The sequence below is a fragment of the Pseudomonas sp. GW822-FHT02D10 genome, assembly GCF_058802345.1.
Window position 1 is genome coordinate 45,416 of record NZ_JBXAOB010000009.1, and the last position, 23,695, is coordinate 69,110.

26 protein-coding genes are annotated in these 23,695 nt (G+C 59.5%); 17 read left to right on the forward strand and 9 right to left on the reverse strand.

The genetic code is table 11. From position 1 onward, the window contains the following. Positions 1-44 precede the first annotated feature (44 nt). From folE to AC1RPZ_RS16145, 4 genes are all read right to left on the reverse strand, one after another. A complete protein-coding gene (folE, locus tag AC1RPZ_RS16130) occupies positions 45-590 on the reverse strand; it encodes a GTP cyclohydrolase I FolE (protein ID WP_019693029.1) in 546 nt (181 codons plus the stop codon). Between the two features lie 77 nt (positions 591-667). Beyond that, positions 668-1,225 (reverse strand): Smr/MutS family protein, encoded by a 558-nt coding sequence (locus tag AC1RPZ_RS16135; protein WP_123426912.1) that lies wholly within the window; start codon positions 1,223-1,225, stop codon positions 668-670. Positions 1,226-1,300: 75 nt separating this feature from the next. Then, positions 1,301-1,621 (reverse strand): hypothetical protein, encoded by a 321-nt coding sequence (locus AC1RPZ_RS16140; protein ID WP_493137990.1) that lies wholly within the window; start codon positions 1,619-1,621, stop codon positions 1,301-1,303. A gap of 132 nt (positions 1,622-1,753) precedes the next feature. Beyond that, positions 1,754-2,344 (reverse strand): cysteine hydrolase family protein, encoded by a 591-nt coding sequence (locus tag AC1RPZ_RS16145; RefSeq protein WP_493137991.1) that lies wholly within the window; start codon positions 2,342-2,344, stop codon positions 1,754-1,756. A 239-nt stretch (positions 2,345-2,583) separates the two neighbouring features. Here AC1RPZ_RS16145 and prmB point away from each other — a divergent pair, with 239 nt between their 5' ends. Next, positions 2,584-3,492 (forward strand): 50S ribosomal protein L3 N(5)-glutamine methyltransferase, encoded by a 909-nt coding sequence (gene prmB / locus AC1RPZ_RS16150; RefSeq protein ID WP_493137992.1) that lies wholly within the window; start codon positions 2,584-2,586, stop codon positions 3,490-3,492. Positions 3,493-3,563: 71 nt separating this feature from the next. Here prmB and AC1RPZ_RS16155 read toward each other — a convergent pair whose 3' ends face one another. Together AC1RPZ_RS16155 and AC1RPZ_RS16160 are read right to left on the reverse strand one after the other, a co-directional pair. After that, positions 3,564-4,355 carry a hypothetical protein gene (locus AC1RPZ_RS16155; RefSeq protein ID WP_493137993.1) on the reverse strand — a complete coding sequence of 264 codons (792 nt, stop codon included), beginning with the start codon at positions 4,353-4,355 and terminating at the stop codon, positions 3,564-3,566. A gap of 99 nt (positions 4,356-4,454) precedes the next feature. Next, positions 4,455-5,465: an alpha/beta hydrolase gene (locus AC1RPZ_RS16160; protein ID WP_493138134.1), complete on the reverse strand. Its 1,011-nt coding sequence runs from the start codon at positions 5,463-5,465 to the stop codon at positions 4,455-4,457. A gap of 95 nt (positions 5,466-5,560) precedes the next feature. Between AC1RPZ_RS16160 and aroC the strand changes: the two genes are divergently transcribed. The 6 genes from aroC (at position 5,561) to AC1RPZ_RS16190 (ending at position 10,294) form a co-directional block, all read left to right on the forward strand. Next, positions 5,561-6,652: a chorismate synthase gene (aroC, locus tag AC1RPZ_RS16165; protein ID WP_493137994.1), complete on the forward strand. Its 1,092-nt coding sequence runs from the start codon at positions 5,561-5,563 to the stop codon at positions 6,650-6,652. A 34-nt stretch (positions 6,653-6,686) separates the two neighbouring features. After that, positions 6,687-7,832 (forward strand): MFS transporter, encoded by a 1,146-nt coding sequence (locus AC1RPZ_RS16170; RefSeq protein ID WP_493137996.1) that lies wholly within the window; start codon positions 6,687-6,689, stop codon positions 7,830-7,832. Next, on the forward strand, positions 7,829-8,449 hold the full coding sequence (locus tag AC1RPZ_RS16175) for a methylthioribulose 1-phosphate dehydratase (RefSeq protein ID WP_493137998.1): 621 nt from the start codon (positions 7,829-7,831) through the stop codon (positions 8,447-8,449). Before AC1RPZ_RS16170 ends, AC1RPZ_RS16175 begins: the two co-directional genes overlap by 4 nt. A gap of 99 nt (positions 8,450-8,548) precedes the next feature. Continuing rightward, positions 8,549-9,094 (forward strand): 1,2-dihydroxy-3-keto-5-methylthiopentene dioxygenase, encoded by a 546-nt coding sequence (locus tag AC1RPZ_RS16180; protein WP_493138000.1) that lies wholly within the window; start codon positions 8,549-8,551, stop codon positions 9,092-9,094. Positions 9,095-9,098: 4 nt separating this feature from the next. Beyond that, complete coding sequence (mtnC, locus tag AC1RPZ_RS16185) at positions 9,099-9,782, forward strand: acireductone synthase (protein ID WP_493138001.1); 684 nt, start codon at positions 9,099-9,101, stop codon at positions 9,780-9,782. 245 nt (positions 9,783-10,027) lie between these two features. Beyond that, positions 10,028-10,294 carry a helix-turn-helix domain-containing protein gene (locus tag AC1RPZ_RS16190; protein WP_493138002.1) on the forward strand — a complete coding sequence of 89 codons (267 nt, stop codon included), beginning with the start codon at positions 10,028-10,030 and terminating at the stop codon, positions 10,292-10,294. A 70-nt stretch (positions 10,295-10,364) separates the two neighbouring features. Here the strand turns inward: AC1RPZ_RS16190 and AC1RPZ_RS16195 are convergent, their stop codons facing one another. Beyond that, a complete protein-coding gene (locus tag AC1RPZ_RS16195) occupies positions 10,365-10,640 on the reverse strand; it encodes a DUF3509 domain-containing protein (RefSeq protein WP_493138003.1) in 276 nt (91 codons plus the stop codon). A 403-nt stretch (positions 10,641-11,043) separates the two neighbouring features. On the opposite strand from AC1RPZ_RS16195, the gene AC1RPZ_RS16200 reads away from it, so the two are divergent. The 9 genes from AC1RPZ_RS16200 (at position 11,044) to csrA (ending at position 19,673) form a co-directional block, all read left to right on the forward strand. Next, the gene (locus tag AC1RPZ_RS16200) at positions 11,044-12,882 is read left to right on the forward strand and encodes a long-chain-acyl-CoA synthetase (protein ID WP_493138004.1); all 1,839 of its coding nucleotides are present in this window, start codon (positions 11,044-11,046) and stop codon (positions 12,880-12,882) included. A gap of 96 nt (positions 12,883-12,978) precedes the next feature. After that, on the forward strand, positions 12,979-13,497 hold the full coding sequence (locus AC1RPZ_RS16205) for an ankyrin repeat domain-containing protein (RefSeq protein ID WP_493138005.1): 519 nt from the start codon (positions 12,979-12,981) through the stop codon (positions 13,495-13,497). Between the two features lie 89 nt (positions 13,498-13,586). Continuing rightward, on the forward strand, positions 13,587-14,117 hold the full coding sequence (locus AC1RPZ_RS16210; protein WP_493138006.1) for a hypothetical protein: 531 nt from the start codon (positions 13,587-13,589) through the stop codon (positions 14,115-14,117). Between the two features lie 88 nt (positions 14,118-14,205). After that, positions 14,206-14,397 (forward strand): PLDc N-terminal domain-containing protein, encoded by a 192-nt coding sequence (locus AC1RPZ_RS16215; protein WP_493138007.1) that lies wholly within the window; start codon positions 14,206-14,208, stop codon positions 14,395-14,397. 232 nt (positions 14,398-14,629) lie between these two features. Continuing rightward, entirely contained in the window at positions 14,630-15,505 is an 876-nt protein-coding gene (gene speE / locus AC1RPZ_RS16220) for a polyamine aminopropyltransferase (protein WP_123580367.1), read from the forward strand. 315 nt (positions 15,506-15,820) lie between these two features. Then, positions 15,821-17,917 (forward strand): LTA synthase family protein, encoded by a 2,097-nt coding sequence (locus tag AC1RPZ_RS16225; protein ID WP_493138008.1) that lies wholly within the window; start codon positions 15,821-15,823, stop codon positions 17,915-17,917. Between the two features lie 216 nt (positions 17,918-18,133). Continuing rightward, positions 18,134-18,949, forward strand: coding sequence for an SDR family oxidoreductase (locus AC1RPZ_RS16230; RefSeq protein ID WP_493138009.1), 816 nt, complete (start codon positions 18,134-18,136; stop codon positions 18,947-18,949). Between the two features lie 64 nt (positions 18,950-19,013). Next, complete coding sequence (locus tag AC1RPZ_RS16235) at positions 19,014-19,346, forward strand: YnfA family protein (protein ID WP_493063309.1); 333 nt, start codon at positions 19,014-19,016, stop codon at positions 19,344-19,346. Positions 19,347-19,487: 141 nt separating this feature from the next. Next, a complete protein-coding gene (gene csrA / locus AC1RPZ_RS16240; protein WP_493138010.1) occupies positions 19,488-19,673 on the forward strand; it encodes a carbon storage regulator CsrA in 186 nt (61 codons plus the stop codon). A gap of 21 nt (positions 19,674-19,694) precedes the next feature. Here csrA and AC1RPZ_RS16245 read toward each other — a convergent pair whose 3' ends face one another. Both AC1RPZ_RS16245 and mnmC read right to left on the reverse strand, forming a co-directional pair. Beyond that, positions 19,695-19,922, reverse strand: a complete 228-nt coding sequence (locus AC1RPZ_RS16245) for a YheU family protein (RefSeq protein ID WP_019693006.1) — start codon at positions 19,920-19,922, stop codon at positions 19,695-19,697. A 78-nt stretch (positions 19,923-20,000) separates the two neighbouring features. Next, a complete protein-coding gene (mnmC, locus tag AC1RPZ_RS16250) occupies positions 20,001-21,995 on the reverse strand; it encodes a bifunctional tRNA (5-methylaminomethyl-2-thiouridine)(34)-methyltransferase MnmC2/FAD-dependent 5-carboxymethylaminomethyl-2-thiouridine(34) oxidoreductase MnmC1 (RefSeq protein WP_493138011.1) in 1,995 nt (664 codons plus the stop codon). 139 nt (positions 21,996-22,134) lie between these two features. On the opposite strand from mnmC, the gene pap reads away from it, so the two are divergent. Next, positions 22,135-23,649, forward strand: a complete 1,515-nt coding sequence (gene pap / locus AC1RPZ_RS16255) for a polyphosphate:AMP phosphotransferase (RefSeq protein WP_493138012.1) — start codon at positions 22,135-22,137, stop codon at positions 23,647-23,649. The last annotated feature ends 46 nt before the right edge of the window (positions 23,650-23,695 follow it).

Here is a 23,695-nt window from a genome sequence, read left to right on the forward strand (position 1 = left end):
GAAAAAAAACCGGCGATGAATGCCGGTTTTCTTCGTGCTGCGGATTACTTGATCAGGCTGAGAAACTCGCTGCGGGTCGCCGCGTTTTCGCGGAACTCACCGAGCATCACCGAGGTGATCATCGACGAGTTCTGTTTCTCTACACCGCGCATCATCATGCACATGTGCTGGGCTTCGATCACCACGGCTACGCCCAGGGCGCCAGTCACTTGCTGGACCGCCTCGGCGATCTGCCGGCTGAGGTTTTCCTGGATCTGCAGGCGGCGGGCGTACATATCGACGATCCGCGCGACTTTCGACAGGCCCAGCACCTTGCCACTCGGGATATAGGCAACGTGGGCCTTGCCGATGAATGGCAGCAAGTGGTGTTCGCACAACGAGTAGAGCTCGATGTTCTTGACCAGCACCATTTCGCTGTTGTCGGAGCTGAACAAGGCACCGTTGGTGACTTCTTCGAGCGTCTGTTCATAACCGCGGCAAAGGTACTGCATGGCTTTGGCGGCACGCTTCGGCGTGTCGAGCAGACCTTCGCGGGTGGCGTCTTCGCCAAGCTGGCCGAGGATCGCCGTGTAATTCTGTTCCAGGGACATGAAACTACCTGTGGGATTTTACGCAAAGGACAAGGGTACGGTGGCGGACACGGCGCTGCAAGCGTAGCGCATCAGCTTTACTCGTCGCGACCTTCCATCATGGTGCGTTTGAGCATCACGTAAACCGCTCCGGCGCCGCCATGTTTTGGCTGGCACGAGGTGAAGCCGAGCACCTGTGGATGCTGACGCAGCCACGTGTTGACGTGACTTTTGATCATCGGCCGCTTGCCATCCAGGCGTACAGCTTTGCCGTGGGTCACGCGCACGCAGCGGATTTCGAACTTTGTCGCTTCGGCCAGAAAAGCCCACAGCGTCTCGCGGGCTTTTTCGACATTCATGCCGTGCAGGTCGAGGCTGCCTTCGAACGGGATCTGCCCGATCTTCAGCTTGCGCATCTGGCTTTCCTGCACGCCGTCACGCGCCCACATCAACTCGTCTTCCGGACCGACATCGATCACGAACTGATCGGACAGACCATCAACGGTGGTGGCATCGGTGCGCACGGTGGCGGCCTGACGCAGCTTGGCGATGTGCGCGCGGTCAGCTTTGGGTTTGCCGGTTTCAGCGCGATCGTGCTTGATCGGCTTGACGCCTTGGATCGCGCTTTTGAACAGGGAAAAATCGTCGTCTTGCATGTCAGCCTCCGCGAAGGGTGGCCAGTTTACCCAAGTCGAGGTGAATCGGGCGCGTCAAAACGCAACGCGCACCACTCAGTCATGTTTTTTCATCAAATGCGGAGCCATGTTCAGCTCGCGGGGTTGACGCATCCGGCGGCGGCAGCGACGCCAGAACGCAACACCGACATACAGCAGCACCAGGCCAATCGCCAGAACGACCGCCGCGCCTGCTCGGCTGGTATTCAGTTCGCCCAGGGCCGGCGGGTGGCCCAACAGACTGGCGGCACCGGCCATCGCCAGTAACACGCCCAAGGTCGCCAGCAGCGCGGAAAATGCCGCGCCAAAGCGATAACGCCAGTTGCGTGGGCCTTTGGGCCGCAAGCGGCGAGCGTCAAAACCATCGGATATCTTCATTCCGACCTTCCTCAATGGGTATCGGCCCTTCGACCGGGAGATGGCAGGGTGGTTCCTGAGGCTAAGTCAATTGCAGGGAATGAGCGGTTTTTGCGGATGAGCGGCTGCGCTGGCCGCCCATCAAACGCTCGATCAGATCAAGTCCTGGGTCTGAGCGAGGGTCGCGAAGTTGTCGGCCATGATCGCCATTTCAGTCTGCTGGACATGTTCGGCACTCAGCACTCCGCCTTTGAATGGCAGGTCGCGCGTGGCACAGGCGTCTTCGACCAGGGTGCAACGAAAGCCCAGGTTCTTGGCGGCGCGTACGGTGGTGCTGACGCTGGAGTGGCTCATGAAACCGCAGACGATCAGGTCCAGCGAGCCGAGGTCTTGCAGGCGTTTTTCCAACGAGGTGCCGTGGAAAGCGCTGGGCAGCAATTTGCCAATGATGGTTTCGTCAGCCTGTGGCTCAAGGCCCGGGATGAACTCACCGCGTTCGCCTTGTGGGTCGAACAGGCCACCGACGGTGCCGAGGTGGCGTACATGGACGATCGGCCGGCCGGCCTTGCGGGCTGCCGCGAGCAATTGCTTGATGTTGTCAACGGCGGCGTCCATGCCGGAAAGGGCCAACGGGCCGCTGAGGTACTCTTTCTGGGCATCGATGATCACCAGCGTCGCGTGGGCCAGATTGGCCGGCGCGTAACCACGACCGCTGAGTTGAAACATCGTTTTTGGAACGGACATTCTGGGGCTCCTTCGAGTGGGGCTTTTGCGACATTGTCCTCTGGCTGAGCGCTTCTGTGAATCGCTACCATCGCAGGCACCGTCGTTGCTGGCCTGCAGCCTGTCAAGAGCTGAGCAGATGTTCAATCAAAAGCTGAAAATCAGGATGATTCCTACGTTCGTCCGGTGATTTTTCTTGCGTCGTCGGGGACGGGTTTAGGCTGTTAGAATCGCCAGTCGTTTTTTCAGGAGTTTGCCCCGTGATCACTTCCCGCCTGCGCACCTTGCGCGACCACATTCGTTGGGCTGTCAGCCGTTTTCATGGGGAGGATCTATTTTTCGGCCATGGGACCGACAATGCCTGGGACGAAGCCCGTCAACTGGTATTGGGCGCGTTGCACCTGCCGTGGGAAATCGCCGACAGTTACCTGGACTGCCGTCTTGAAGACGACGAATTGGTGAACCTGCAGCGCTTGCTCAAGCGCCGTATCGAGGAGCGCATCCCGACGGCTTACCTGTTGGGCGAAGCCTGGTTCTGTGGCCTGTCGTTCATCGTTGACGAGCGTGTCTTGATCCCGCGTTCGCCGATTGGCGAACTGATCGAAAAACGCTTCGAACCGTGGCTGGGCACCGAGCCTGCGCGGATTCTTGACCTGTGCACCGGTTCCGGTTGCATCGGTATTGCCTGCGCCTACGAGTTCCAGAACGCTGAGGTGGTGTTGGCGGACCTGTCCTTCGAAGCGCTGGAAGTGGCCAATCAGAACATCGAGCGCCATGGCGTCGATGAGCGGGTGTTCACCGTTCAGGGTGATGGTTTCGACGGTTTGCCGGGGCAGCGTTTCGACTTGATCGTGTCGAACCCGCCTTACGTGGATGCCGAAGATTTTGCCGACATGCCGGACGAATACCAACACGAACCGGAGCTGGGTCTGGCCTGTGGTGACGATGGTTTGAACCTGGTGCGGCGCATGCTCGCGCAAGCGGCGGATCACCTGACCGAGAAGGGCTTGCTGATCGTTGAAGTCGGCAACAGCCAGGTGCACGTCGAGGCGTTGTACCCGGAAGTCGATTTCGCCTGGCTGGCGTTCGAGCGCGGCGGTCACGGCGTGTTCATGCTCAGCGCCGAGCAATGCCGCCAGCATCAGGCGTTGTTTGCTTCACGCGTCTGATTCAATGCAAAAGATCGCAGCCTGCGGCAGCTCCACGGAATACCCAATCCCGCAGGCTGCGATCTTTTTGTTCAGCGGTGCGTAGCGATCCAGATCAGCAGCCCCGCCTGGAACACGGCAAACGCCACCAGGCAGCTGATGGTGAAGCGTAGTCCGGTGTCCTCACGTTTGTATTTGCTGACTTTCTCTTCCTGCTTTTGCAGTTTGACTTCCTGCTCTGCCAGATTTTGCTCGGCTTGCTGCAGCATCTGCGCGGCTTCGAGGATTTCCACGAACTGCAGCTTTTCGGCGTTCCAGTCCCCCAGCAAATCGCCGACCTTTACCTCTTTGACGCTGCCCTTCAAATGTTGGGCGTCGGCGTAGACCACGTCAAAACCGTGCGCCCGCAGGAAGTGGTCGCGGCGCAGTCGGGTGTCTTCGTTGAGGGCGTCCTTGTTGTTCAGGTCCGCACCGTCGACGGTGTAGCTCGACCACTTTTTCTTCGCCCACGTGACGCCTTGAGCGGCCAGAAAACGGCCAATACCACGGTTCATCGGTTCAATCTGCAGGCCGCTGTCGGGCCCGAAATGCACGCGACGGGTCTGATGATCGACCCAGACATCAAGATGGTTCTGTTCTTTGCGTACCCGTTGGCCGGGTAGCGAAATGCTCATGCGCAGCAGGCTGCGTTCTTTGTCGTTGCGCTCGGCATAGCCGAATTCAACAAAGCGCAATGGCCGCCCACCGGTCGCTCGATCGGTTTTCAGCGGCGCCAGGCGAAGCATCTTGTGGTGCTCGGCAGTGACGTCCGACCATGGCAGATCGACCACTTCAGTGGCGGTGGTTTCTGGCGCGGTGTCGGGTGAATTCTGGGTATCAGTCATAACGGCGAGATCCTGTCCAAGCCCTGCTTGGCGGCAGCCAATGGGCTGCCGACACAGGCTTATCGGCCGTTTTTTCCAGGACTGGAGGGTAAAGCCGGCTTAACTGGCGCGAAGTCCGTCAATAAAACTCAAGATCCGTGTCCCGAGTTCTGCGGCGAGGGGCAGTTGCGGGTCTCTGTAGGAGGCCAGTTGACGCTTGACGTCGTTGGGCACGATGCGCATCACGTGGTTCATGCCTTCGATCAGCGCCAACTGGGCATCCGGTTTCGCGGCTTTGAGCATCTGCGCATCCCCGACGCCGACCTGGATGTCGTTGCTGCCCTGGATGATCAGCGCCGGCATTTTCAGCTTGGCGAAAGCCGCCGCCGGGTCCTGGCGAAACAGGGTAATCAGGTACGGCTGCACGCTGGGACGGAAGATCACCTGCAACGCTGGCGGGACGTTTTCATCGACATGCCCGGCCTTGAGACTGTCCAGAATCTCATTGCTGCGCAGCATCAGCGGGGGCGGCAAGCGATAGCTCAACTGCTGGCGCAAGACCTGATCCACCGGGCGGGCACTGCCAGACAGAGAAATCACTGCGGCGGCATCGACTTGCGGGGCAGCGAGTGTGGCCACCAGTGCACCTTCACTGTGCCCGAGCAGAATCAACGGCCCCAGGCGCGAGTCGGACTTGAGCTTTTGCCCCCAGGCCACCGCGTCGGCAACGTAGGCCTCAAGGGTCAGATTGCGTTCATCCGGGGTCGCCGCGAGGCTGGCCGCCACGCCGCGTTTGTCGTAACGCACGCTGGCGATGTTGTGTTTGGCCAGTACCCAGGCCAGGCGCTTGAGGCTGTCGTTGTTGCCACCGTCCGGGTTATTGCCGTTGCGATCCGTAGGGCCCGAGCCAGAAATGATCAGCACAACCGGCACCGGGCTGTCGGACTTTGGCAGCAACATCGAGCCGAAAAGTTCGCCGCTGCCAGTATCCAGACTGACAGGACGTTGCAGAACAGAGGCCTGGACCGCATTGGAAAGCAGGCCGGTAAACAGGGTAAGGCTCAAGGCAATAACTCGCAGCATTATCACGCCATCATTCAGAAGGTGTCGGTTGGACTTGCAGGCACCGATAAGGTTCGAGGATGAACTAGTTGGGGAGCCTGCGTATACTGGCGCGCATTACGAATTCAGATTGAGTCACTCAGCGATTTCACGGAGCGCACCGCATGTCCGGCAATACCTACGGCAAGCTGTTCACTGTCACCACCGCGGGCGAAAGTCATGGTCCGGCGTTGGTCGCCATTGTCGACGGCTGCCCGCCGGGCCTCGAGCTGTCTCTGGAAGACTTGCAGCGTGATCTGGACCGTCGCAAGCCCGGCACCAGCCGCCACACCACCCAGCGCCAGGAAGCCGACGAAGTCGAAATCCTGTCCGGCGTGTTCGAAGGCCGCACCACCGGTTGCCCTATCGGTCTGTTGATCCGCAATACCGACCAGAAGTCCAAGGACTACTCGGCGATCAAGGACCTGTTCCGACCGGCCCACGCCGACTACACCTATCACCACAAATACGGTGAGCGTGATTACCGTGGCGGCGGTCGCAGCTCGGCGCGGGAAACCGCCATGCGTGTGGCGGCCGGGGCGATTGCGAAAAAGTACCTGGCCACTCAGGGCATCGTCATTCGCGGTTACATGAGCCAGCTCGGCCCTATCGAAATCCCGTTCAAGACCTGGGATTCGGTAGAACAAAACGCCTTCTTCAGCCCAGACCCGGACAAAGTGCCAGAGCTTGAGGCCTACATGGATCAACTGCGCCGTGACCAGGATTCGGTCGGCGCGAAGATCACCGTGGTCGCCGAAGGCGTGAAGCCGGGTCTCGGCGAGCCGATCTTCGACCGTCTCGACGCCGAACTGGCCCATGCGCTGATGAGCATCAACGCGGTCAAAGGCGTGGAAATCGGCGCCGGTTTCGCCAGTGTCGCCCAACGCGGAACCGAGCACCGTGACGAGATGACCCCCGAAGGTTTCCTCAGCAACAACGCTGGCGGCATTCTGGGCGGCATCTCTTCGGGTCAACCGATTGTCGCGCACCTGGCACTCAAGCCGACGTCGAGCATCACCACCCCGGGTCGCTCGATCGATATCCACGGCAACCCGGTGGACGTCATCACCAAGGGCCGTCATGACCCTTGCGTTGGCATCCGTGCCACGCCGATTGCTGAAGCGATGATGGCCATCGTGTTGATGGATCATCTGCTGCGCAATCGCGGGCAAAACGCCGACGTGCGTGTCAGCACCCCGGTGCTGGGCCAGCTGTGAAGCCATGCCCTGATGTCGCCGCGGTCTGACGGCCGTGGCGGCGCTTCCGTACTGGCGGTTATCCAGCTTCTATCTGTTCTATTTCGCCTTGCTCGGTTCGACCGCGCCATTCCTGGCGCTGTATTTCGATCACCTGGGTTTTTCCAGCGCGCGCATTGGCGAACTGGTAGCGATCCCGATGCTGATGCGTTGCGTCGCACCGAATATCTGGGGCTGGCTCGGTGACTACACCGGCCGACGTCTGGCCATCGTGCGCTTTGGCGCGATCTGTACGCTGCTGACCTTTTCGCTGATCTTCGTCAGCAAAAGCTACGCCTGGCTGGCAATGGTCATGGCGCTGCATGCGTTCTTCTGGCACGCGGTGTTGCCGCAGTTCGAGGTCATCACCCTCGCGCATTTGCAGGGCCAGACTTCGCGCTACAGCCAGATCCGCTTGTGGGGATCGATCGGCTTCATCATCACCGTGGTCGCCTTGGGGCGGCTGTTCGAATGGTTGAGCCTGGACATCTACCCGGTGACGCTGGTGGTCATCATGGGTGGGATTGTCATCAGCAGCCTCTGGGTGCCGAACGCCCAGCCGGCGCAAGGCAATCGGCTGACGGGCGAGGGGTTTCTCAAGCAACTGCGCAGTCCCGGGGTATTGGCGTTTTACGCCTGCGTGGCACTGATGCAGATGAGCCATGGGCCGTATTACACCTTCCTGACCCTGCACCTTGAGCGCCTGGGTTATAGCCGCGGCGTGATCGGCATGCTCTGGGCGTTAGGCGTGGTGGCTGAAGTGGTGATGTTTTTGCTCATGAGCAAGATCCTTGCGCGTTTTTCGGTGCGCCGGGTACTGATGGCGAGTTTCCTGCTGGCAGCGTTGCGCTGGTTGTTGCTCGGCTCGTTCGCCGAATTCCTGTGGGTGCTGCTGTTCGCGCAGATTCTGCACGCGGCGACCTTCGGCAGCTTTCACGCCGCTGCCATCCATTTCGTGCAACGTAGCTTCGGCGCACGCCAGCAAGGGCAGGGCCAGGCGTTGTACGCAGCACTGGCCGGCACCGGCGGTGCGTTGGGCGCGTTGTATTCCGGCTACAGCTGGAACGCCCTGGGCGCTACATTGACCTTTAGTATTGCCAGCCTCGCAGCTTTCGCTGCAGCCGTTATCATTGCCACACGTATGCAAGAGGACAGGCCATGAGCCTTACCCGTGAACAGCTCGCCCAGCAAATCATCGACGCCGGGCGTTTTTTGTATGGCCGTGGCTGGTCGCCGGCCACCAGCAGTAACTATTCGACGCGACTGTCGGCTACCGAAGCCCTGTTGACCGTTTCCGGTAAACACAAAGGCCAGTTGGGGATTGATGACGTGCTGGCCACGGATATGTCGGGCAATAGCCTGGAGCCTGGCAAGAAGCCGTCTGCCGAAACCCTGCTGCACACCCAGTTATATAATTGGCGGGCCGACATCGGTGCGGTGTTGCACACCCATTCGGTCAATGCCACGGTGTTGTCGCGGCTGCTGCAGAGTCCGGTCATCACGTTCGAAGACTACGAACTGCAAAAAGCCTTCAGCGGGATCTCGACCCATGAGTCCAGGGTGCGGGTACCGATCTTCGACAACGATCAGGACATCGAGCGTCTGGCGTCCAAGGTTCAGCCATGGCTCGACAGCCATCCTGACTGTGTCGGTTACCTGATTCGCGGTCATGGCCTCTACACCTGGGGCCCGAAGATGAGCGATGCGCTGCGGCAGATCGAAGCGTTTGAGTTCTTGTTCGAGTGCGAGCTGAAAATGCGCGCATTGACCAACCGTTAAGGCTGACTTCACCTGAAGTCGCCAACCGCCTGATGAAAGGCGTTGCCTGACCGGTCTGTAAAAGCCGGACGGCAGCGCCGCCAACGAGGAGTTGCCAACATGAGCAGCCTGTCCGTTTACCACGTTTCAAGCCCGGATCTGCCGAACAAGGTCCTGACTCACTTCGACGATATCGCCTCGACCCTGGCCGAAAAAGGTGTGCGGTTCGACCGTTGGCAAGCCGCGGCGAAGATTCAGCCTGGCGCCAGTCAGGAAGAAGTGATTGCCGCTTATCAGGTGCAGATCGACCAGTTGATGACCGAGCGCGGTTACATCACCGTCGATGTGGTCAGCCTCAACAGCGATCACCCGCAAAAAGCCGAATTGCGGGCCAAGTTCCTCGATGAGCACCGTCACGCTGAAGACGAAGTACGATTTTTCGTCGCTGGCCGTGGCCTGTTTACCTTGCACATCGACGACTACGTGTATGCCGTGTTGTGCGAGAAAAACGACCTGATTTCGGTACCGGCGGGTACGGCACACTGGTTCGACATGGGTGAGCATCCACACTTCGTGGCGATCCGTCTGTTCAACAATCCCGAAGGCTGGGTGGCCAACTTCACCGGTGAAGACATCGCCAGCCGCTTCCCGCGCCTGGAGGACTGAGGGCATGACCATCAAAGCCATTCTCACCGACATCGAAGGCACCACCAGCGCGGTGAGTTTTGTGTTCGACGTGCTGTTCCCCTACGCCGCGAAACATTTGCCGGACTTTGTCCGTCAGCAGGCGCAACGGGCCGACGTAGCCCGGCAGATCGACGCCGTTCGCCAGGACAGCGCCGAGCCTGGCGCAGATGTTGAACGTGTGATTGAAATTCTGCTGCGCTGGATTGCCGAAGACCGCAAGGCCACGCCGCTCAAGGCCTTGCAAGGGATGGTCTGGGAGCAGGGTTATCAGGCCGGGCAATTGAAGGGCCATGTTTACCCGGACGCGGTCGACGCGCTGAAGGGCTGGCATCAGGCGGGTTATCAGCTGTTTGTTTACTCGTCCGGTTCGATCCAGGCCCAGAAGCTGATCTTCGGTTGCTCCGAGGCCGGTGACCTGACGCCACTGTTCAGCGGTTACTTCGACACCACGTCAGGACCCAAGCGCGAGGCGCAGTCCTATCAGCGCATTACTCAGGCCATTGGCTGCGAGTCTTCGCAGATCCTGTTTCTGTCCGACATCGTTCAGGAACTGGATGCCGCCCGTGAAGCCGGCATGGCTACCTGCGGGCTGGTACGCGAAGGCGGTGAGCTCGCCGGGCATCTGAGCGTCGGCAGCTTCTCGCAGATCGATCCAGCCACTTTCTGAGTGGCAACGGCTGACCGCAACACAGGCGGTCAGCCGTCTTTCCGCCAGGGACTAACATCAGGGGCAACGCACGTCTGTAGGACATGTAGGAAGTTGCCTGTTGATCAGTCGGCCATGCCTGTTTGTGGTTTTCCTTACTTGTTTAATCTCGCCCCTGTGTAACTCTTCGGTCCTGACGTTTGTTCGCTTATCCAGGCACTTTGTGCGCTTGGCAATGGAGCGGGCTCTTGGCGAGAGGGGTAAGGATGAAAAAACCAGACCGGGCCGGCGCTCCCGTGTTGAAAATACCTAAACGACAGCGTCCGGATCCGACGGGCAAACCACTGAGCGAAAAGGAACTGGAGATTTTGCGCTGGGCCAAGGCCGGGAAAACGGTATGGGAAATCAGCGTGATTCGAGGCATATCCGAGGCGACGGTGAAGTACCACCTGGGCAATGTCTACTCCAAACTCGACGTTTCCAACCGTGCCCAAGCGGTCGGCGAGGCGGTCAAGCGGGGCTTGTTGAACTGAACTCACAATGCACTCAGGCCGTGCAGCGCAAGGCTTGCACGACCTGAAAGGTTTTAACGCCGGGTGTTTGCTACGAGTGATAAGTCGGCAGGGCGAAGCGCTGCTGGCTTTGCAGCATGGAAATCCGCGGCAGCTCGCTGGCCTGTTCGGCCATGTCACGGCGAATGGCACTGATCACCCAGGACAGTTGATCGCCGGCATGTAATTGAGCATAGGAAATCGAGCGTTTGAACACGCGGCCCTCGTTGTTACTCAGCGTCAGCAGAATGCCGCCGTCAGGGCGTGCCTGCGTGGTGACGTCGAAGTTGGAGAACAGGGACGAAAATTTTTCCTGGATCAGGCTCATGTCGATCAGCTCCGTTTGCGCTTGAATGGCAAGCATGGAGTAATAGGTGCACTGATTGTGCCAGTACGACTATTTATAAAAATACTTATAAATCAATAGCATAAGAGATATGCGTTGTTTCGGCATCGTGCATTCTGCATGAGTGGCCATCGTGCATCCTGCATTTTGCGCGTTCGCCGCAGCGTCGACCCGGATACAAAACATTTCAAAAACCGCATGTACAGCGACATAAGAGCGGGCGTACTTTTTGGCCGGCACCAACTCTTCCGGCTCTTTTATTGAATCTCTAACGAGAGGTTATCTGCCGTCTTTTATACAGGGATGAAGTTGCCTGCCCCCCAATTACATGTTCGCCCGACAATAACAAAACAGGCCTGAAATCATCGGCCGAACGGGAGCAACCATGAGCCGTGCGTCAAACGACATGATCACCTGGGGCATGATGCTCCGTAAGTTACCGTCCATTGCCAAAGCCCTGCCTCGGGTGGTCAAGGGCCTCAAAGTCGCCAACGTCAAACAGCCGGATCAACCCTGCGGCCTCGGTTGGAGCTTCGAGCAGGCGACGCAACGCAACCCCGATGGTCCGGCGCTGCTGCAAGGTGCAGTCAAACTCAGTTATGCACAGGTCAATCAGTGGGCCAACCGCATCGCGCACTATTTGATTGCCCAGGGTATTGGCAAAGGTGATGTGGTCGGGATCTTCATCGAAAACCGCCCGGAACTACTGGTCACGGTGCTGGCGGTGGCCAAGGTTGGTGCGATCAGCGCGATGCTCAATACCTCGCAAACCCGGCAGGCGCTGGTGCACAGCGTGAATCTGGTCGCTCCCGCGGCAATTGTGGTGGGCGGGGAGTTGGTCGAGGCGTTTACGGCGATTCGTGAGCAGGTAGCAATCGATGCCGCAAGAACCTGGTGTGTGGCTGATCAGGACACCTTTCGTGATGCTGGCGAAGTTCCAGCCGGATTTATCAATCTGATGCGCGCCAGCGCCGATTGCCCGAGCGACAACCCGGCCAGCAGTCAGCAGGTGTATCTCGACGACCCGTGTTTCTATATCTACACCTCTGGCACGACCGGGTTACCCAAGGCCGGGGTGTTCAAGCAGGGTCGCTGGATGAAGACCTCCACGGTTTTCGGCTTGGTCGCTCTGGATATGCGCCCTGACGATGTCGTCTATTGCACCTTGCCGCTGTACCACGCCACGGGGTTGTGTGTGTGCTGGGGCTCGGCGATTTGCGGGGCGTCGGGCTTTGCCATTCGGCGCAAGTTCAGCGCCAGCCAGTTCTGGAGCGACGCGCGCAAGTACCAGGCCACCACCATCGGCTACGTCGGCGAGTTGTGCCGTTACTTGATCGACCAGCCGCCGAGCGCCGACGACCGTCATCACGCGGTGGTGAAGATGATCGGCAACGGCTTGCGCCCCGGCGTCTGGAGCGAGTTCAAGCGGCGCTTCGGGGTCAATCACATCTGTGAGTTGTACGCCGCCAGCGACGGCAACATCGGTTTCACCAACATTCTCAACTTCGACAACACCATCGGCTTTTCGCTGATGTCCTGGGAGTTGGTCAAGTACGCCCACGACAGCTGTGCGCCGGTCCGCAACAGCAAGGGTTTCATGCAAAAAGTCGGCAAAGGCCAGCAAGGCCTGTTGCTGGCAAAGATCGACGACAAGGCGCCGCTGGATGGTTACACCGATCCGCAGAAGACCGAAAAAGTCGTGCTCCACGATGTCTTCGAGAAGGGCGATCGCTACTTCAATACCGGCGACTTGCTACGCAACATCGGCTTCGGTCACGCGCAGTTCGTCGACCGCCTCGGCGATACGTACCGCTGGAAGGGCGAGAACGTTTCGACCACCGAGGTCGAGAACATCCTCATGCAGCACCCGCTGATCGCCGAGGCAGTGGCCTATGGCGTGGAGATCAGCAACACCAATGGCCGCGCTGGCATGGCAGCGATTACCCCGGCCGAATCCCTGGCCACCCTGGACTTCCGTGAGCTGCTGAGCTTCGCTCGCCAGCAGATGCCGGCCTATGCGGTGCCGCTGTTTTTGCGGGTGAAAGTGAAAATGGAGACCACCGGGACCTTCAAGTATCAGAAGACCCACCTAAAGGATGAAGCCTTCGATCCGGGGAAAACCGGCGACGATCCGATCTATGCCTGGCTGCCGGGCTCGGACACTTACGTGCAGATCACCGAACAGGTGCTGGCGGATATCCAGGGTGGCAAGTTCCGTTATTGATTCTGGCTATGGCCGGTCGAGAGAAAAAAGGGGTGACAGGGGTAAGGGCGCTAAGGACACTAGCGGCTTTGCGATTGACCGAATGTGGAGTCCCCAATGTCAGACAAATCCCGCCAGATGACCCCGGAAGAAGCCGCGGAGTTTGCCGAGCAGGTGTTCAACAAGGCCCGCGATGGCGACGCGGCGATGCTCGCCGCACTGCTGAGCAAAGGCTTGCCGCCGAACCTGCGCAATCACAAGGGCGACACCTTGCTGATGCTGGCCGCCTATCACGGCCACGTCGATGCAGTGAAAGTACTGCTTGAGCACAAGGCGGACCCAGAGATCCGCAACGACAACGGCCAAAGCCCGATTGCCGGCGCGGCCTTCAAAGGCGATCTGGCAGTGGTCACCGCCTTGGTCGAAGGTGGCGCCGAAGTTGAAGGTTCGTCCTTTGACGGCCGCACGGCATTGATGATGGCCGCGATGTTCAATCGCACCACAATCGTCGACTACCTGATCAGCAAAGGTGCCGATCCCAAGGCCAAGGACGCCAACGGCATCAGCGCACTGGACGCGGCCAAAACCATGGGTGCGACAGACACCACGGCGCAGTTGCAGAAGCTGCTCGGCTGATCCATGGAAAAGATCGCAGCCGATACCTTGAAGCAAACCTTTAAGCTATCCTTCGCGCCCTCAAATGACCCTCGCTACAGGATCCGCCCATGAAAGCCGCACTCATCGAACTCGTCAGCAAAATCAGCTCTGGCTGCATGAGCGAGGCGCAAATCCAGCAGATCGCCGACGAAGCGGCCCAGGCTTACGCCGATCCTGAAGCATTTCTGGCGGCCAACCCGGACATCAACTACGACAACACTTTCCCGATCCCGCTGGGTGAGTGGGTGGTGGTCGGCAGCCTGCCGGAAACCGTGCTGTTCCAGGCCGATACCTACATGGACCTGTTCGCGCAGATCGTTGCGTCTTTCGGCCCGGGCGTGGCGTTCAACATCAAGCCCAAACAGCTGGCCAAGACCGAAGCGTTGACTGCACTCAACCGCATCCAGATCCAGATGGGCAGCATGAGTCCGGAGAACGGCGGTTACACGCTGATGAACTTCAGCCAACTGCTCGATGACGAGCTTCAGACCGTACTGGTCTATGGCAACGACGTCCCGCGGGTGCTGGAGTTGTGTGCGCAAATCGGGATTGCCGCGGCGCCGTCCCTGGAAGCGTTGAAAGTGGCAATCCACGTTTAAGGCCATTACGGCGCCAAACGTAATAAAACCGAGCCCTTGTCAGGCCCGACTATCCTGAGTGGGCATATCTACTTCCGGGAGCGACACCATGGGTTCCACCTTCAATGGCCTGGTTGGCCTGATCATCTTCGCGCTGGATATCTGGGCGGTCATCAACGTGCTTAAAAGCGGCGCAGAAATCGGGATGAAAATCATCTGGGTGCTGCTGATCCTGCTGCTGCCGGTGCTGGGGCTGGTTATTTGGGCCATTGCAGGTCCCCGAGGCAACATGCGGTTCTGACACCGCGCTCAATGTCAACGCATCACCCTGTGGGAGCGAGCTTGCTCCGGGCGGCGATCCGACGATTGCGGTCTGTCTGCCACATTGATGTTGGATGTGCCGCCGTCATCGCGAGCAAGCTCGCTCCCACAGGGTTCACTGTGTACTTGAATGATCTTTGGTTTGACGAAGGTTCGACCTGTCATGTTCGGCGACGTAGAATGCGCGCCTTTCCTTCACCGGGGGACTTCCCATGAGCACCACCAAGACCAGCGAGTACCTGGAAACCCTCTACGAAGGCTACGGCCAGCGTTTTCGCATGGAAAAGCTGCTGCACGAAGTGCGCACCGAGCACCAGCACCTGGTGATTTTCGAGAATCCGCGCATGGGCCGGGTCATGGCGCTGGACGGTGTGATCCAGACCACCGAAGCCGATGAGTTCATTTACCACGAGATGCTCACCCACGTGCCGATCCTGGCTCATGGCAGCGCCAAGCGCGTGCTGATCATCGGCGGTGGCGACGGCGGCATGCTGCGTGAAGTGGCCAAGCACCGCAGTGTCGAACACATCACCATGGTCGAAATCGACGGCACAGTGGTCGATATGTGCAAGGAGTTCCTGCCGAACCACTCCAAAGGTGCGTTCGATGATCCACGCCTGAACCTGGTGATCGATGACGGCATGCGTTTCGTCGCCACCACCCAGGAAAAATTCGACGTGATCATCTCCGACTCCACCGACCCGATCGGTCCGGGTGAAGTGCTGTTCTCGGAGAACTTTTACCAGGCCTGCCGGCGTTGCCTGAACGAAGGCGGCATTCTGGTGACCCAGAACGGCACGCCGTTCATGCAGATCGAAGAAGTGAAAACCACCGCTGGGCGCCTGCGCAGCCTGTTCCCGGACTGGCACTTCTATCAGGCCGCGGTGCCGACCTATATCGGCGGCGCCATGACGTTTGCCTGGGGCGCGACCAACACGGCTTACCGCAAACTGTCGCGCGAAACCCTGAGTCAGCGTTTTGCCGGCAGCGGCATCATCACGCGCTACTACAATCCGGAAATTCATATCGGCGCATTCGCTCTTCCGCAGTACGTACTGCAAGCGGTGAACAAGCCCAGTAATGATTAAGCTGGACTGACTAAAAAGGGCCGCGAGGCCCTTTTTTGTGTTTCCAGATATGCGTTGTACGAAATTTTCACAAACGCTCCAAGACAATTCGCCCGCACCGATTTCACATTCAACCCTCTGTTTACTCTTGTTCCAGAGCCCTGGAAGCCAGGCTTGGGGGGGGACTTGCCAGTAATGAATGGCAATGCCGTGAGTGATCGTGCAACATTTGCGCATCGCGCAAGCCCCCGGCCATTCCCTGCAAGTAACAGCAATGAGCGGGCAGGGCGCCGCAATATCTTTGAAATTTCAACTTCCAATGGGTCCTAAAACGACATGGCAATTCCGGACGCCCTGAGTCCGCAGCGAGCGTTTAATCGCTTGCTGCAACCGACCGTCAAATCGCATCTGGCTTATACGCTGCTCTGCGCCCTGGTCATGATGGTGATGCTCTCCCTGCTGCGCGTTGCGCTGCTGGTGTACAACCGGGAGATGATCCTCAACACACCCGCCTCGACCTTCCTCGAAGCCTTCGCCAACGGCCTGCGTTTCGACCTGCGTCTGGTGGTCTACCTCAGCATTCCGCTGTTGCTGGCCCTGTTCAGTGTCCGGACGATGGCTGCCCGTGGACTGTTCCGATTCTGGCTGACCATTGCCTCGAGCATCGCGCTGTTCCTTGGCTTGATGGAGATGGACTTCTACCGCGAGTTCCACCAGCGTCTCAACGGCCTGGTCTTCCAGTATGTGAAGGAAGACCCGAAAACCGTCATGAGCATGCTCTGGTACGGCTTCCCGGTCGTCCGTTATCTGTTGGCCTGGGCCGTTGGCACCTGGCTACTGAGCCTGGCGTTCAAGGGCGCTGACCGTGCAACCCGCCCACGTGGCCCGTTCAGCGGTGGCGCCATCAGCACCCGTCAGGTGGCCCCGTGGTACGCGCGCATCGCGGTATTCGTGGTTTGCCTGTTGGTCTGCGTCGTCGCAGCCCGTGGGACACTGCGTCAAGGTCCACCACTGCGTTGGGGTGACGTTTACACCACCGACTCGAACTTCGCCAACCAGTTGGGCCTGAACGGCACGCTGCAGTTGATTGAGGCTGCGAAGAGCCGCATGTCCGAAGAGCGCGACAACATCTGGAAGGCGACCATGGAGCAGCCTGAAGCCCAGAAAATTGTCCGCGAAATGCTGGTGATGCCGGACGACAAGCTGATTGACGCCGATATCGCCGCCGTGCGCCGCGACTACACACCGCCGGCCGACAAGACCCTGCCGATCAAGAACGTCGTTGTGATCCTGATGGAAAGCATGGCCGGTCACTCGGTAGGTGCTCTGGGCGCGCCAGGCAACATCACGCCGAACCTCGACAAACTGGCGAAAGAAGGCCTGCTGTTCGACCGCTTCTTCTCCAACGGCACTCACACCCACCAGGGTATGTTCGCCACCATGGCCTGCTTCCCGAACCTGCCGGGTTTCGAATACCTGATGCAGACCCCGGAAGGCAGCCACAAGCTGTCCGGCCTGCCGCAGTTGCTCAGCAACCGCAAGTACGACGACGTATATGTCTACAACGGCGACTTCGCCTGGGACAACCAGTCGGGCTTCTTCAGCAACCAGGGCATGACCAACTTCATCGGGCGTAACGACTTCGTCAACCCGGTGTTCTCCGACCCGACCTGGGGTGTATCCGACCAGGACATGTTCGATCGTGGTCTGCAAGAGCTCAAGGCCCGCGAAGGCAAGGAGCCGTTCTACGCACTGCTGCAAACCCTGTCCAACCACACGCCGTATGCGTTGCCGACGCCATTGCCGGTCGAGCCAGTCACCGACCGTGGCAACCTGAACGAGCATTTGACCGCCATGCGTTACGCCGACTGGGCGCTGGGTCAGTTCTTTGAAAAGGCCCGTAAAGAGCCGTACTTCAAGGAAACCCTGTTTGTCATCGTGGGCGACCATGGTTTTGGCAACGAGCGTCAAATCACCGAAATGGACCTGGGCCGCTTCAACGTACCGATGCTGATGATTGCACCGGGCATCCAGGAAAAGTTCGGTCAGCGTGACCACACCGTAGGCACTCAGATTGACATCGTGCCGACCATCATGGGCCGCCTCGGTGGTGAAGTTCGCCATCAGTGCTGGGGTCGTGACCTGCTCAACCTGCCGGAAGGCGACAAAGGTTTTGGTGTGATCAAGCCGTCGGGCAGCGAACAGACCACCGCCATTGTCACCGGCGACCAGATCCTGGTACTGCCGAAGGAAAAGGATATGTCGGCGAAGATCTTCCGGTATGAGTTGGGTGCCAATCCGCGTTCCGAATTCGTCCCGGATGCAGCGCGTACGGCTGAGTTGCAGCACAAGCTGGAAGCGTTCCTGCAAACCGCGACCAAGAGCCTGCTGGATAACACCGCGGGTGTAACCGAAAGTATGCAGAACAAGTAATGCTGCAAACAAGAAAGGCCCGCGAGGGCCTTTTTTTTTGTCTGCAGAATCTGTTGTTGGTTAAACCCTGTCGAAAACCCGGTCGGCTCGACGCGGTTCTGTGCCATGCAACCGCTACGGTTTGCCCAGGATATTCAGCAATTTGATGGTCATGGGTGTAGGAAAATCCTTCGCTACACTGCGAGCATCTTCCCCGGAACAACAAGGCAACTCCCTATGCAAAATCGCATGATGATCACTGGCGCCGGGTCCGGCCTGGGTCGCGAAATCGCTCTGCGCTGGGCTCGTGAAGGTTGGCAGTTGGCCTTGTCCGATGTCAGCGAACCGGGCCTGCAGGAAACCCTCAAACAGGTCCGCGAGGCCGGTGGTGGCGGTTTCATTCAGCGTTGCGACGTGCGCGACTACAGCCAGTTGACCGCTTTCGCACAAGCCTGTGAAGAGAAGCTGGGCGGCATCGATGTGATCGTCAACAACGCCGGCGTGGCCTCGGGTGGTTTCTTCAGCGAGCTGTCGCTGGAAGACTGGGACTGGCAGATCGCGATCAACCTGATGGGCGTGGTCAAAGGCTGCAAGGCCTTCTTGCCACTGCTGGAAAAGAGCAAAGGCAAGATCATCAACATCGCCTCGATGGCCGCGTTGATGCAAGGCCCGGCCATGAGTAATTACAACGTGGCCAAGGCCGGTGTGGTGGCATTGTCCGAGAGTTTGCTGATTGAACTGGCGCAGCAGGAAATCGGCGTGCATGTGGTCTGCCCGTCGTTCTTCCAGACCAACCTGCTGGATTCCTTCCGTGGTCCGACCCCGGCCATGAAAGCCCAGGTCGGCAAGTTGCTGGAAAGCTCGCCGATTACCGCCAGCGATATCGCCGACTACATTTACCAGCATGTTGCCGCAGGCGAGTTCATGATCTTGCCCCACGAACAGGGCCGGATGGCCTGGGCGCTCAAACAGAAGAACCCGCAACTGCTCTACAACGAGATGACCGTGATGGCCGACAAGATGCGCGCCAAAGCCAGGCAAAGCGCCAGTTGAACTTGCGGGTCACGGGTTGCGTCGTTAGGGTTGCCGCTTCCGGCTGCCCTGACGAGAGGCGTGCATGCTCAATTACCTGTGGTTCTTCCTCGCCGCGCTGTTCGAAATCGCCGGCTGTTTCGCTTTCTGGATGTGGTTGCGGCAGGGCAAAAGCGCCTGGTGGGTCGTGCCGGCGCTGCTGAGCCTGACGCTGTTCGCCATTCTGTTGACCAAAGTCGAATCGACCTACGCGGGCCGCGCTTATGCAGCCTACGGCGGCATTTACATCATTGCGTCCATTGGCTGGCTCGGCGTGGTCGAGCGGATTCGCCCGCTGAGCTCGGACTGGCTGGGCGTTGCGCTGTGCGTGTTAGGCGCGAGCATTATTCTGTTTGGCCCGCGATTCTCTGCCTCTTGAGCCATCGGCGTTGTGATGCAGGGAAGGTCTGTAAGGGGAATCGTTTTGCTGCGTAGGGCAGGACTGTTTTACTGCCGTTGCATTGAAGACCTGGCGTCAGCCGGTCATCTTCAAGGCCCGGTAACCTCAAGGACTAGAGCCATGCTCGTACTCAGCCGCGTTGTGGGCGAATTGATCTCCATTGGCGATAACATCTCTGTGCGCATCCTCGCCGTGAACGGAAACAATGTTCGGTTCGGTATCGAAGCCCCGCAAAACATCAATGTGCATCGCGCCGAAGTCTATGAGCGCATTCAGGCCAAACGGGTACACGGCAAACGCAGCTGAAGTGCTCGGTTAAATAGCTGCTTAGTCAAACAGGTGCTTGGGCACGTCGTGCTTGAGCATCAGTTGGCATTGCTGGCTTTCCGGATCGAACACAATCAGCGCCTGGCCTTTGCTCAACGCATGGCGCACTCGCAGCACGCGGGTTTCCAGCGGGGTTTCGTCGCCATTGTCAGTGCCGTCACGGGTGACGAAGTCTTCGATCAGGCGGGTCAGGGTGTCGACTTCAAGTTGGTCGTGGGGAATCAGCATAGGCACCTCGGGTCATCAATCCGGCGATCCTACGGCGCTTCACGCCGCAGGACCAGCCCGCTCGCCTTGATCCCATCATCACGAGCCGCGAATCAGCTTGCGCAAGGCAAACCGGTTCGGGTGGCAAGCCTCGGCGACGCTTCTGGGCAGCGGCAACGGTTCGTTGTCCAGCCACGCCGCCAGCAACTCGCCGGACAGCGGCGCAGTGATCAATCCGCGTGAACCGTGACCGCTGTTGACGTACAAACCGTCGAGCCATGGGCACGCGACATCTGGCACCTGCCGGGCGTCCTTGCTCAGTGCGGCGTAGGCCTGGGCGAACGCCTGGCTATCGGCCAATGGGCCGACGATCGGCAGGTAATCAGGGCTGGTGCAACGGAACGCGGCGCGACCTTGAAGCTGTTCCGGGTCCAGCTGTTCGACGTGCAGGCGGGTGACCAGATCGCTGGAGATTTCCTTGAGCAGTTCCAGGTTGCCGAGGTGTTCGGCGGTGGTCGGGGTCAGGTCGTCGCTCTTGAAGTCGAAGCTGGCGCCCAGGGTGTGTTCACCCAAACGCGCGGGGGCGACGTAACCTTCGGCGCAGACCACGGTCGCCAGGCGCTGGCTTTCAGCGGTTTGCGCCAATCGGGTGATTTGCCCGCGAATGCGTTTGAGCGGCAGCTCGGCGCTTTGCGCGAAGCGTTTGATTTCCGCCGCGCCGGCCAGTATCACCACGGGTGCATTGGCCAGCAGGGTGTTGCCGTCCCAGGCTTGCCACTGATCATCGACCTTGCGCAGTTGCAGAACATCGCGGTGCGTCAGCAATTGGACATTGGGCTGCGTTGCTTGCCACTGACACAGGGCCGGTGGATGAACCCAGCCACCCTCTGGATAGAACAGCCCGCCGTGGGCCAGTCCGATTCCGGCCCGGGCCTGCGCGTGCGGCTGGTCCAGCAGGTGCAACAGATCCGCAGGAAAGGCCGCCGCCAACTGCGCCTGACGTTCGGCTTCCTTGGCATTGAACGCCAGTTGCAGCACCCCGCAATCATCCCAATCGACACCACGCTGCAAGAGTTCGAGCAAGCGCCGGGTATGCCCGAAACCGCTGACGATCAATTGCGAGAGTGCGGTGCCGTGAGCCGAGAGTTTCAGGTACAGCACGCCTTGCGGGTTGCCCGAGGCTTCTTGCGCCAGATCGGCATGCCGTTCCAGCAGGCTGACCTGCCAACCGCGTGCGGCGAGGCTGGCGGCACTGGCACAACCGGCGAGCCCGGCGCCGATCACCAGCGCCCGGCGTTCGCGGATCACCTGATTGGGGCGAGCAAACCATGGTTTGGCGGCTACCGGGGCCGGTGTCTCTTCAGGCCAGCCGACGAATGCACCGCGCAGAATTTCCCATTTGTGGCCGATGCCCGGCGTGCGGCGCATTTTGAAGCCCGCCGCATTGAGCAGGCGACGTACCCAACCGGTGCTGGTGAAGGTGCTGATGGTCGAACCGGGCGCCGCCAAACGGGCCAGTTCGGCAAACAGTTCGGCGGTCCACATGTCGGGGTTTTTCGCCGGGGCAAAACCGTCGAGAAACCACGCGTCGATCTGTGCATCCAGCTGTGGCAGCTGTTCCAGCGCGTCGCCGATCAACAGCGTCAGGGTCACGCGGCCGTTGTCCAGCACCAGCCGCTGAAAGCCCTGGTGGATGGCAACGTACTGCGCCAACAACTGATCGGCAAAGGGCTTGAGGTCGGGCCATAGCGCCAGGGCCCGTTGCAGATCCGCCGGGCTCAGCGGGTATTTCTCGACGCTGATGAAATGCAGGCGTGCGCCGGCGACTGCCTGTTGCTCGAACAATTGCCAGGCGCAGAGAAAATTCAGCCCGGTGCCGAAACCGGTCTCGCCGATCACCAGCTTCTCGCCCGCCGACAGCTCGGCAAATCGTTCGCTCAGGCGGTTTTGCTCGATGAACACATAGCGGGTTTCTTCAAGGCCCGACTGGTTGGAGAAATACACATCGTCAAACACCCGCGAACGCGGGCGACCCTGGTCGTCCCAGTCGAGCTGGGCATGCGGTACGGGGTTCGGCAGTATTTCAGGATTCATGGTCGGCTCAGGCGAGGCAAGGTGGCCATTCTAGCCGATTGCGACACAGGCGATTGATCCATGGCAAACCGGATGGGATTGCCCGGACAAACACTCGGTCAATCCGCTAGTCTTGCTCAATCTTGGAAGGGAGCCGCTCATGTTCGAATCTGCCGAAATCGGTCATGCGATCGATAAAGAAACCTACGAAGCGCAAGTGCCGGCGCTGCGTGAGGCGTTGCTCGAAGCCCAGTTCGATCTTCGGCAGCAGGGCCGCTTTCCGGTGATCGTGCTGATCAACGGCATTGAAGGCGCGGGCAAGGGCGAGACGGTCAAGTTGCTCAATGAGTGGATGGACCCGCGACTGATTGAAGTACGCACCTTCGATCAGCAAACCGATGAAGAACTGGCGCGACCACCGGCCTGGCGCTATTGGCGGATGCTCCCGGCCAAAGGGCGTATGGGGGTGTTTTTCGGCAACTGGTACAGCCAGATGCTGCAAGGACGAGTCCATGGTCTGTTCAAGGACGCGGAGCTGGACCAGGCGATCAACCAGACCGAGCGCCTGGAGAAAATGCTCTGCGATGAAGGGGCGCTGATCTTCAAGTTCTGGTTTCACCTGTCCAAGAAACAAATGAAGGCGCGCCTCAAGGCCTTGCAGGACGACCCGCTGCACAGTTGGCGCATCAGCCCACTGGACTGGCAGCAATCGCACACCTACGACAAGTTCGTGATGTACGGCGAACGGGTGATTCGCCGCACCAGCCGTGACTATGCACCCTGGCATGTGATCGAAGGGGTGGACGCCAATTATCGCAGTCTGAGCGTGGGCAAAATCCTGCTCGAAGGCCTGCAAAACGCCCTCAAGCGGCCCAAGGTCAACCCGGACACAGTCAACGCCGCGCCACTGTCGACCAGTGTCGATCAAATGAGCCTGCTCGGCAGCCTGGACATGAGCCAGCGGCTGGAAAAGAACGATTACGAGGAGCAACTGATTACCGAGCAGGCACGGTTATCCGGCCTGATGCGTGACAAACGCATGCGTCGACACGCGCTGATCGCGGTGTTCGAGGGCAATGACGCGGCGGGTAAGGGCGGGGCGATTCGTCGTGTGGCTGCCGCACTCGACCCGCGCCAATACAGCATTGTGCCGGTTGCCGCGCCCACGGAAGATGAGCGTGCCCAGCCGTACTTGTGGCGGTTCTGGCGACAGATCCCGGCGCGGGGGAAATTCACCATCTTCGACCGTTCCTGGTATGGCCGGGTGCTGGTGGAGCGCATCGAGGGCTTTTGCACTCCGGCCGACTGGATGCGCGCCTATGGCGAAATCAACGATTTCGAAGAGCAGATCAATGCGTCCGGCGTGATCGTGGTGAAGTTCTGGTTGGCCATCGACAAACAGACTCAGCTAGAGCGTTTCCAGGAGCGCGAAACAATCCCCTTCAAGCGTTTCAAGATCACCGAAGACGACTGGCGCAACCGCGAGAAGTGGGATGACTACCGGACTGCCGTTGGCGATATGGTCGACCGTACCAGCACCGAGGTTTCGCCCTGGACGCTGGTGGAAGCCAACGACAAGCGCTGGGCCCGGGTCAAAGTGCTGCGCACTCTCAACCGCGCGCTGGAAGAGGCTTTCGAGCAGTCCGACAAGCAATCGAAGAAGGACAAGCAGTAGTCCGATGGTTTTGCATACGCGGGGTGAATGATTGTCGCGGTCGGCC

Excerpts from the sequence above, each read along its gene's own strand:
- folE (WP_019693029.1), bottom strand. The coding sequence starts at position 590 with ATGTCCCTGGAACAGAATTACACGGCGATCCTCGGCCAGCTTGGCGAA.
- AC1RPZ_RS16135 (WP_123426912.1), bottom strand. The coding sequence starts at position 1,225 with ATGCAAGACGACGATTTTTCCCTGTTCAAAAGCGCGATCCAAGGCGTC.
- AC1RPZ_RS16140 (WP_493137990.1), bottom strand. The coding sequence starts at position 1,621 with ATGAAGATATCCGATGGTTTTGACGCTCGCCGCTTGCGGCCCAAAGGC.
- AC1RPZ_RS16145 (WP_493137991.1), bottom strand. The coding sequence starts at position 2,344 with ATGTCCGTTCCAAAAACGATGTTTCAACTCAGCGGTCGTGGTTACGCG.
- AC1RPZ_RS16155 (WP_493137993.1), bottom strand. The coding sequence starts at position 4,355 with ATGACTGATACCCAGAATTCACCCGACACCGCGCCAGAAACCACCGCC.
- aroC (WP_493137994.1), top strand. The coding sequence starts at position 5,561 with ATGTCCGGCAATACCTACGGCAAGCTGTTCACTGTCACCACCGCGGGC.
- AC1RPZ_RS16175 (WP_493137998.1), top strand. The coding sequence starts at position 7,829 with ATGAGCCTTACCCGTGAACAGCTCGCCCAGCAAATCATCGACGCCGGG.
- AC1RPZ_RS16180 (WP_493138000.1), top strand. The coding sequence starts at position 8,549 with ATGAGCAGCCTGTCCGTTTACCACGTTTCAAGCCCGGATCTGCCGAAC.
- mtnC (WP_493138001.1), top strand. The coding sequence starts at position 9,099 with ATGACCATCAAAGCCATTCTCACCGACATCGAAGGCACCACCAGCGCG.
- AC1RPZ_RS16190 (WP_493138002.1), top strand. The coding sequence starts at position 10,028 with ATGAAAAAACCAGACCGGGCCGGCGCTCCCGTGTTGAAAATACCTAAA.
- AC1RPZ_RS16195 (WP_493138003.1), bottom strand. The coding sequence starts at position 10,640 with ATGAGCCTGATCCAGGAAAAATTTTCGTCCCTGTTCTCCAACTTCGAC.
- AC1RPZ_RS16200 (WP_493138004.1), top strand. The coding sequence starts at position 11,044 with ATGAGCCGTGCGTCAAACGACATGATCACCTGGGGCATGATGCTCCGT.
- AC1RPZ_RS16205 (WP_493138005.1), top strand. The coding sequence starts at position 12,979 with ATGTCAGACAAATCCCGCCAGATGACCCCGGAAGAAGCCGCGGAGTTT.
- AC1RPZ_RS16210 (WP_493138006.1), top strand. The coding sequence starts at position 13,587 with ATGAAAGCCGCACTCATCGAACTCGTCAGCAAAATCAGCTCTGGCTGC.
- AC1RPZ_RS16215 (WP_493138007.1), top strand. The coding sequence starts at position 14,206 with ATGGGTTCCACCTTCAATGGCCTGGTTGGCCTGATCATCTTCGCGCTG.
- speE (WP_123580367.1), top strand. The coding sequence starts at position 14,630 with ATGAGCACCACCAAGACCAGCGAGTACCTGGAAACCCTCTACGAAGGC.
- AC1RPZ_RS16225 (WP_493138008.1), top strand. The coding sequence starts at position 15,821 with ATGGCAATTCCGGACGCCCTGAGTCCGCAGCGAGCGTTTAATCGCTTG.
- AC1RPZ_RS16230 (WP_493138009.1), top strand. The coding sequence starts at position 18,134 with ATGCAAAATCGCATGATGATCACTGGCGCCGGGTCCGGCCTGGGTCGC.
- AC1RPZ_RS16235 (WP_493063309.1), top strand. The coding sequence starts at position 19,014 with ATGCTCAATTACCTGTGGTTCTTCCTCGCCGCGCTGTTCGAAATCGCC.
- csrA (WP_493138010.1), top strand. The coding sequence starts at position 19,488 with ATGCTCGTACTCAGCCGCGTTGTGGGCGAATTGATCTCCATTGGCGAT.
- AC1RPZ_RS16245 (WP_019693006.1), bottom strand. The coding sequence starts at position 19,922 with ATGCTGATTCCCCACGACCAACTTGAAGTCGACACCCTGACCCGCCTG.
- mnmC (WP_493138011.1), bottom strand. The coding sequence starts at position 21,995 with ATGAATCCTGAAATACTGCCGAACCCCGTACCGCATGCCCAGCTCGAC.
- pap (WP_493138012.1), top strand. The coding sequence starts at position 22,135 with ATGTTCGAATCTGCCGAAATCGGTCATGCGATCGATAAAGAAACCTAC.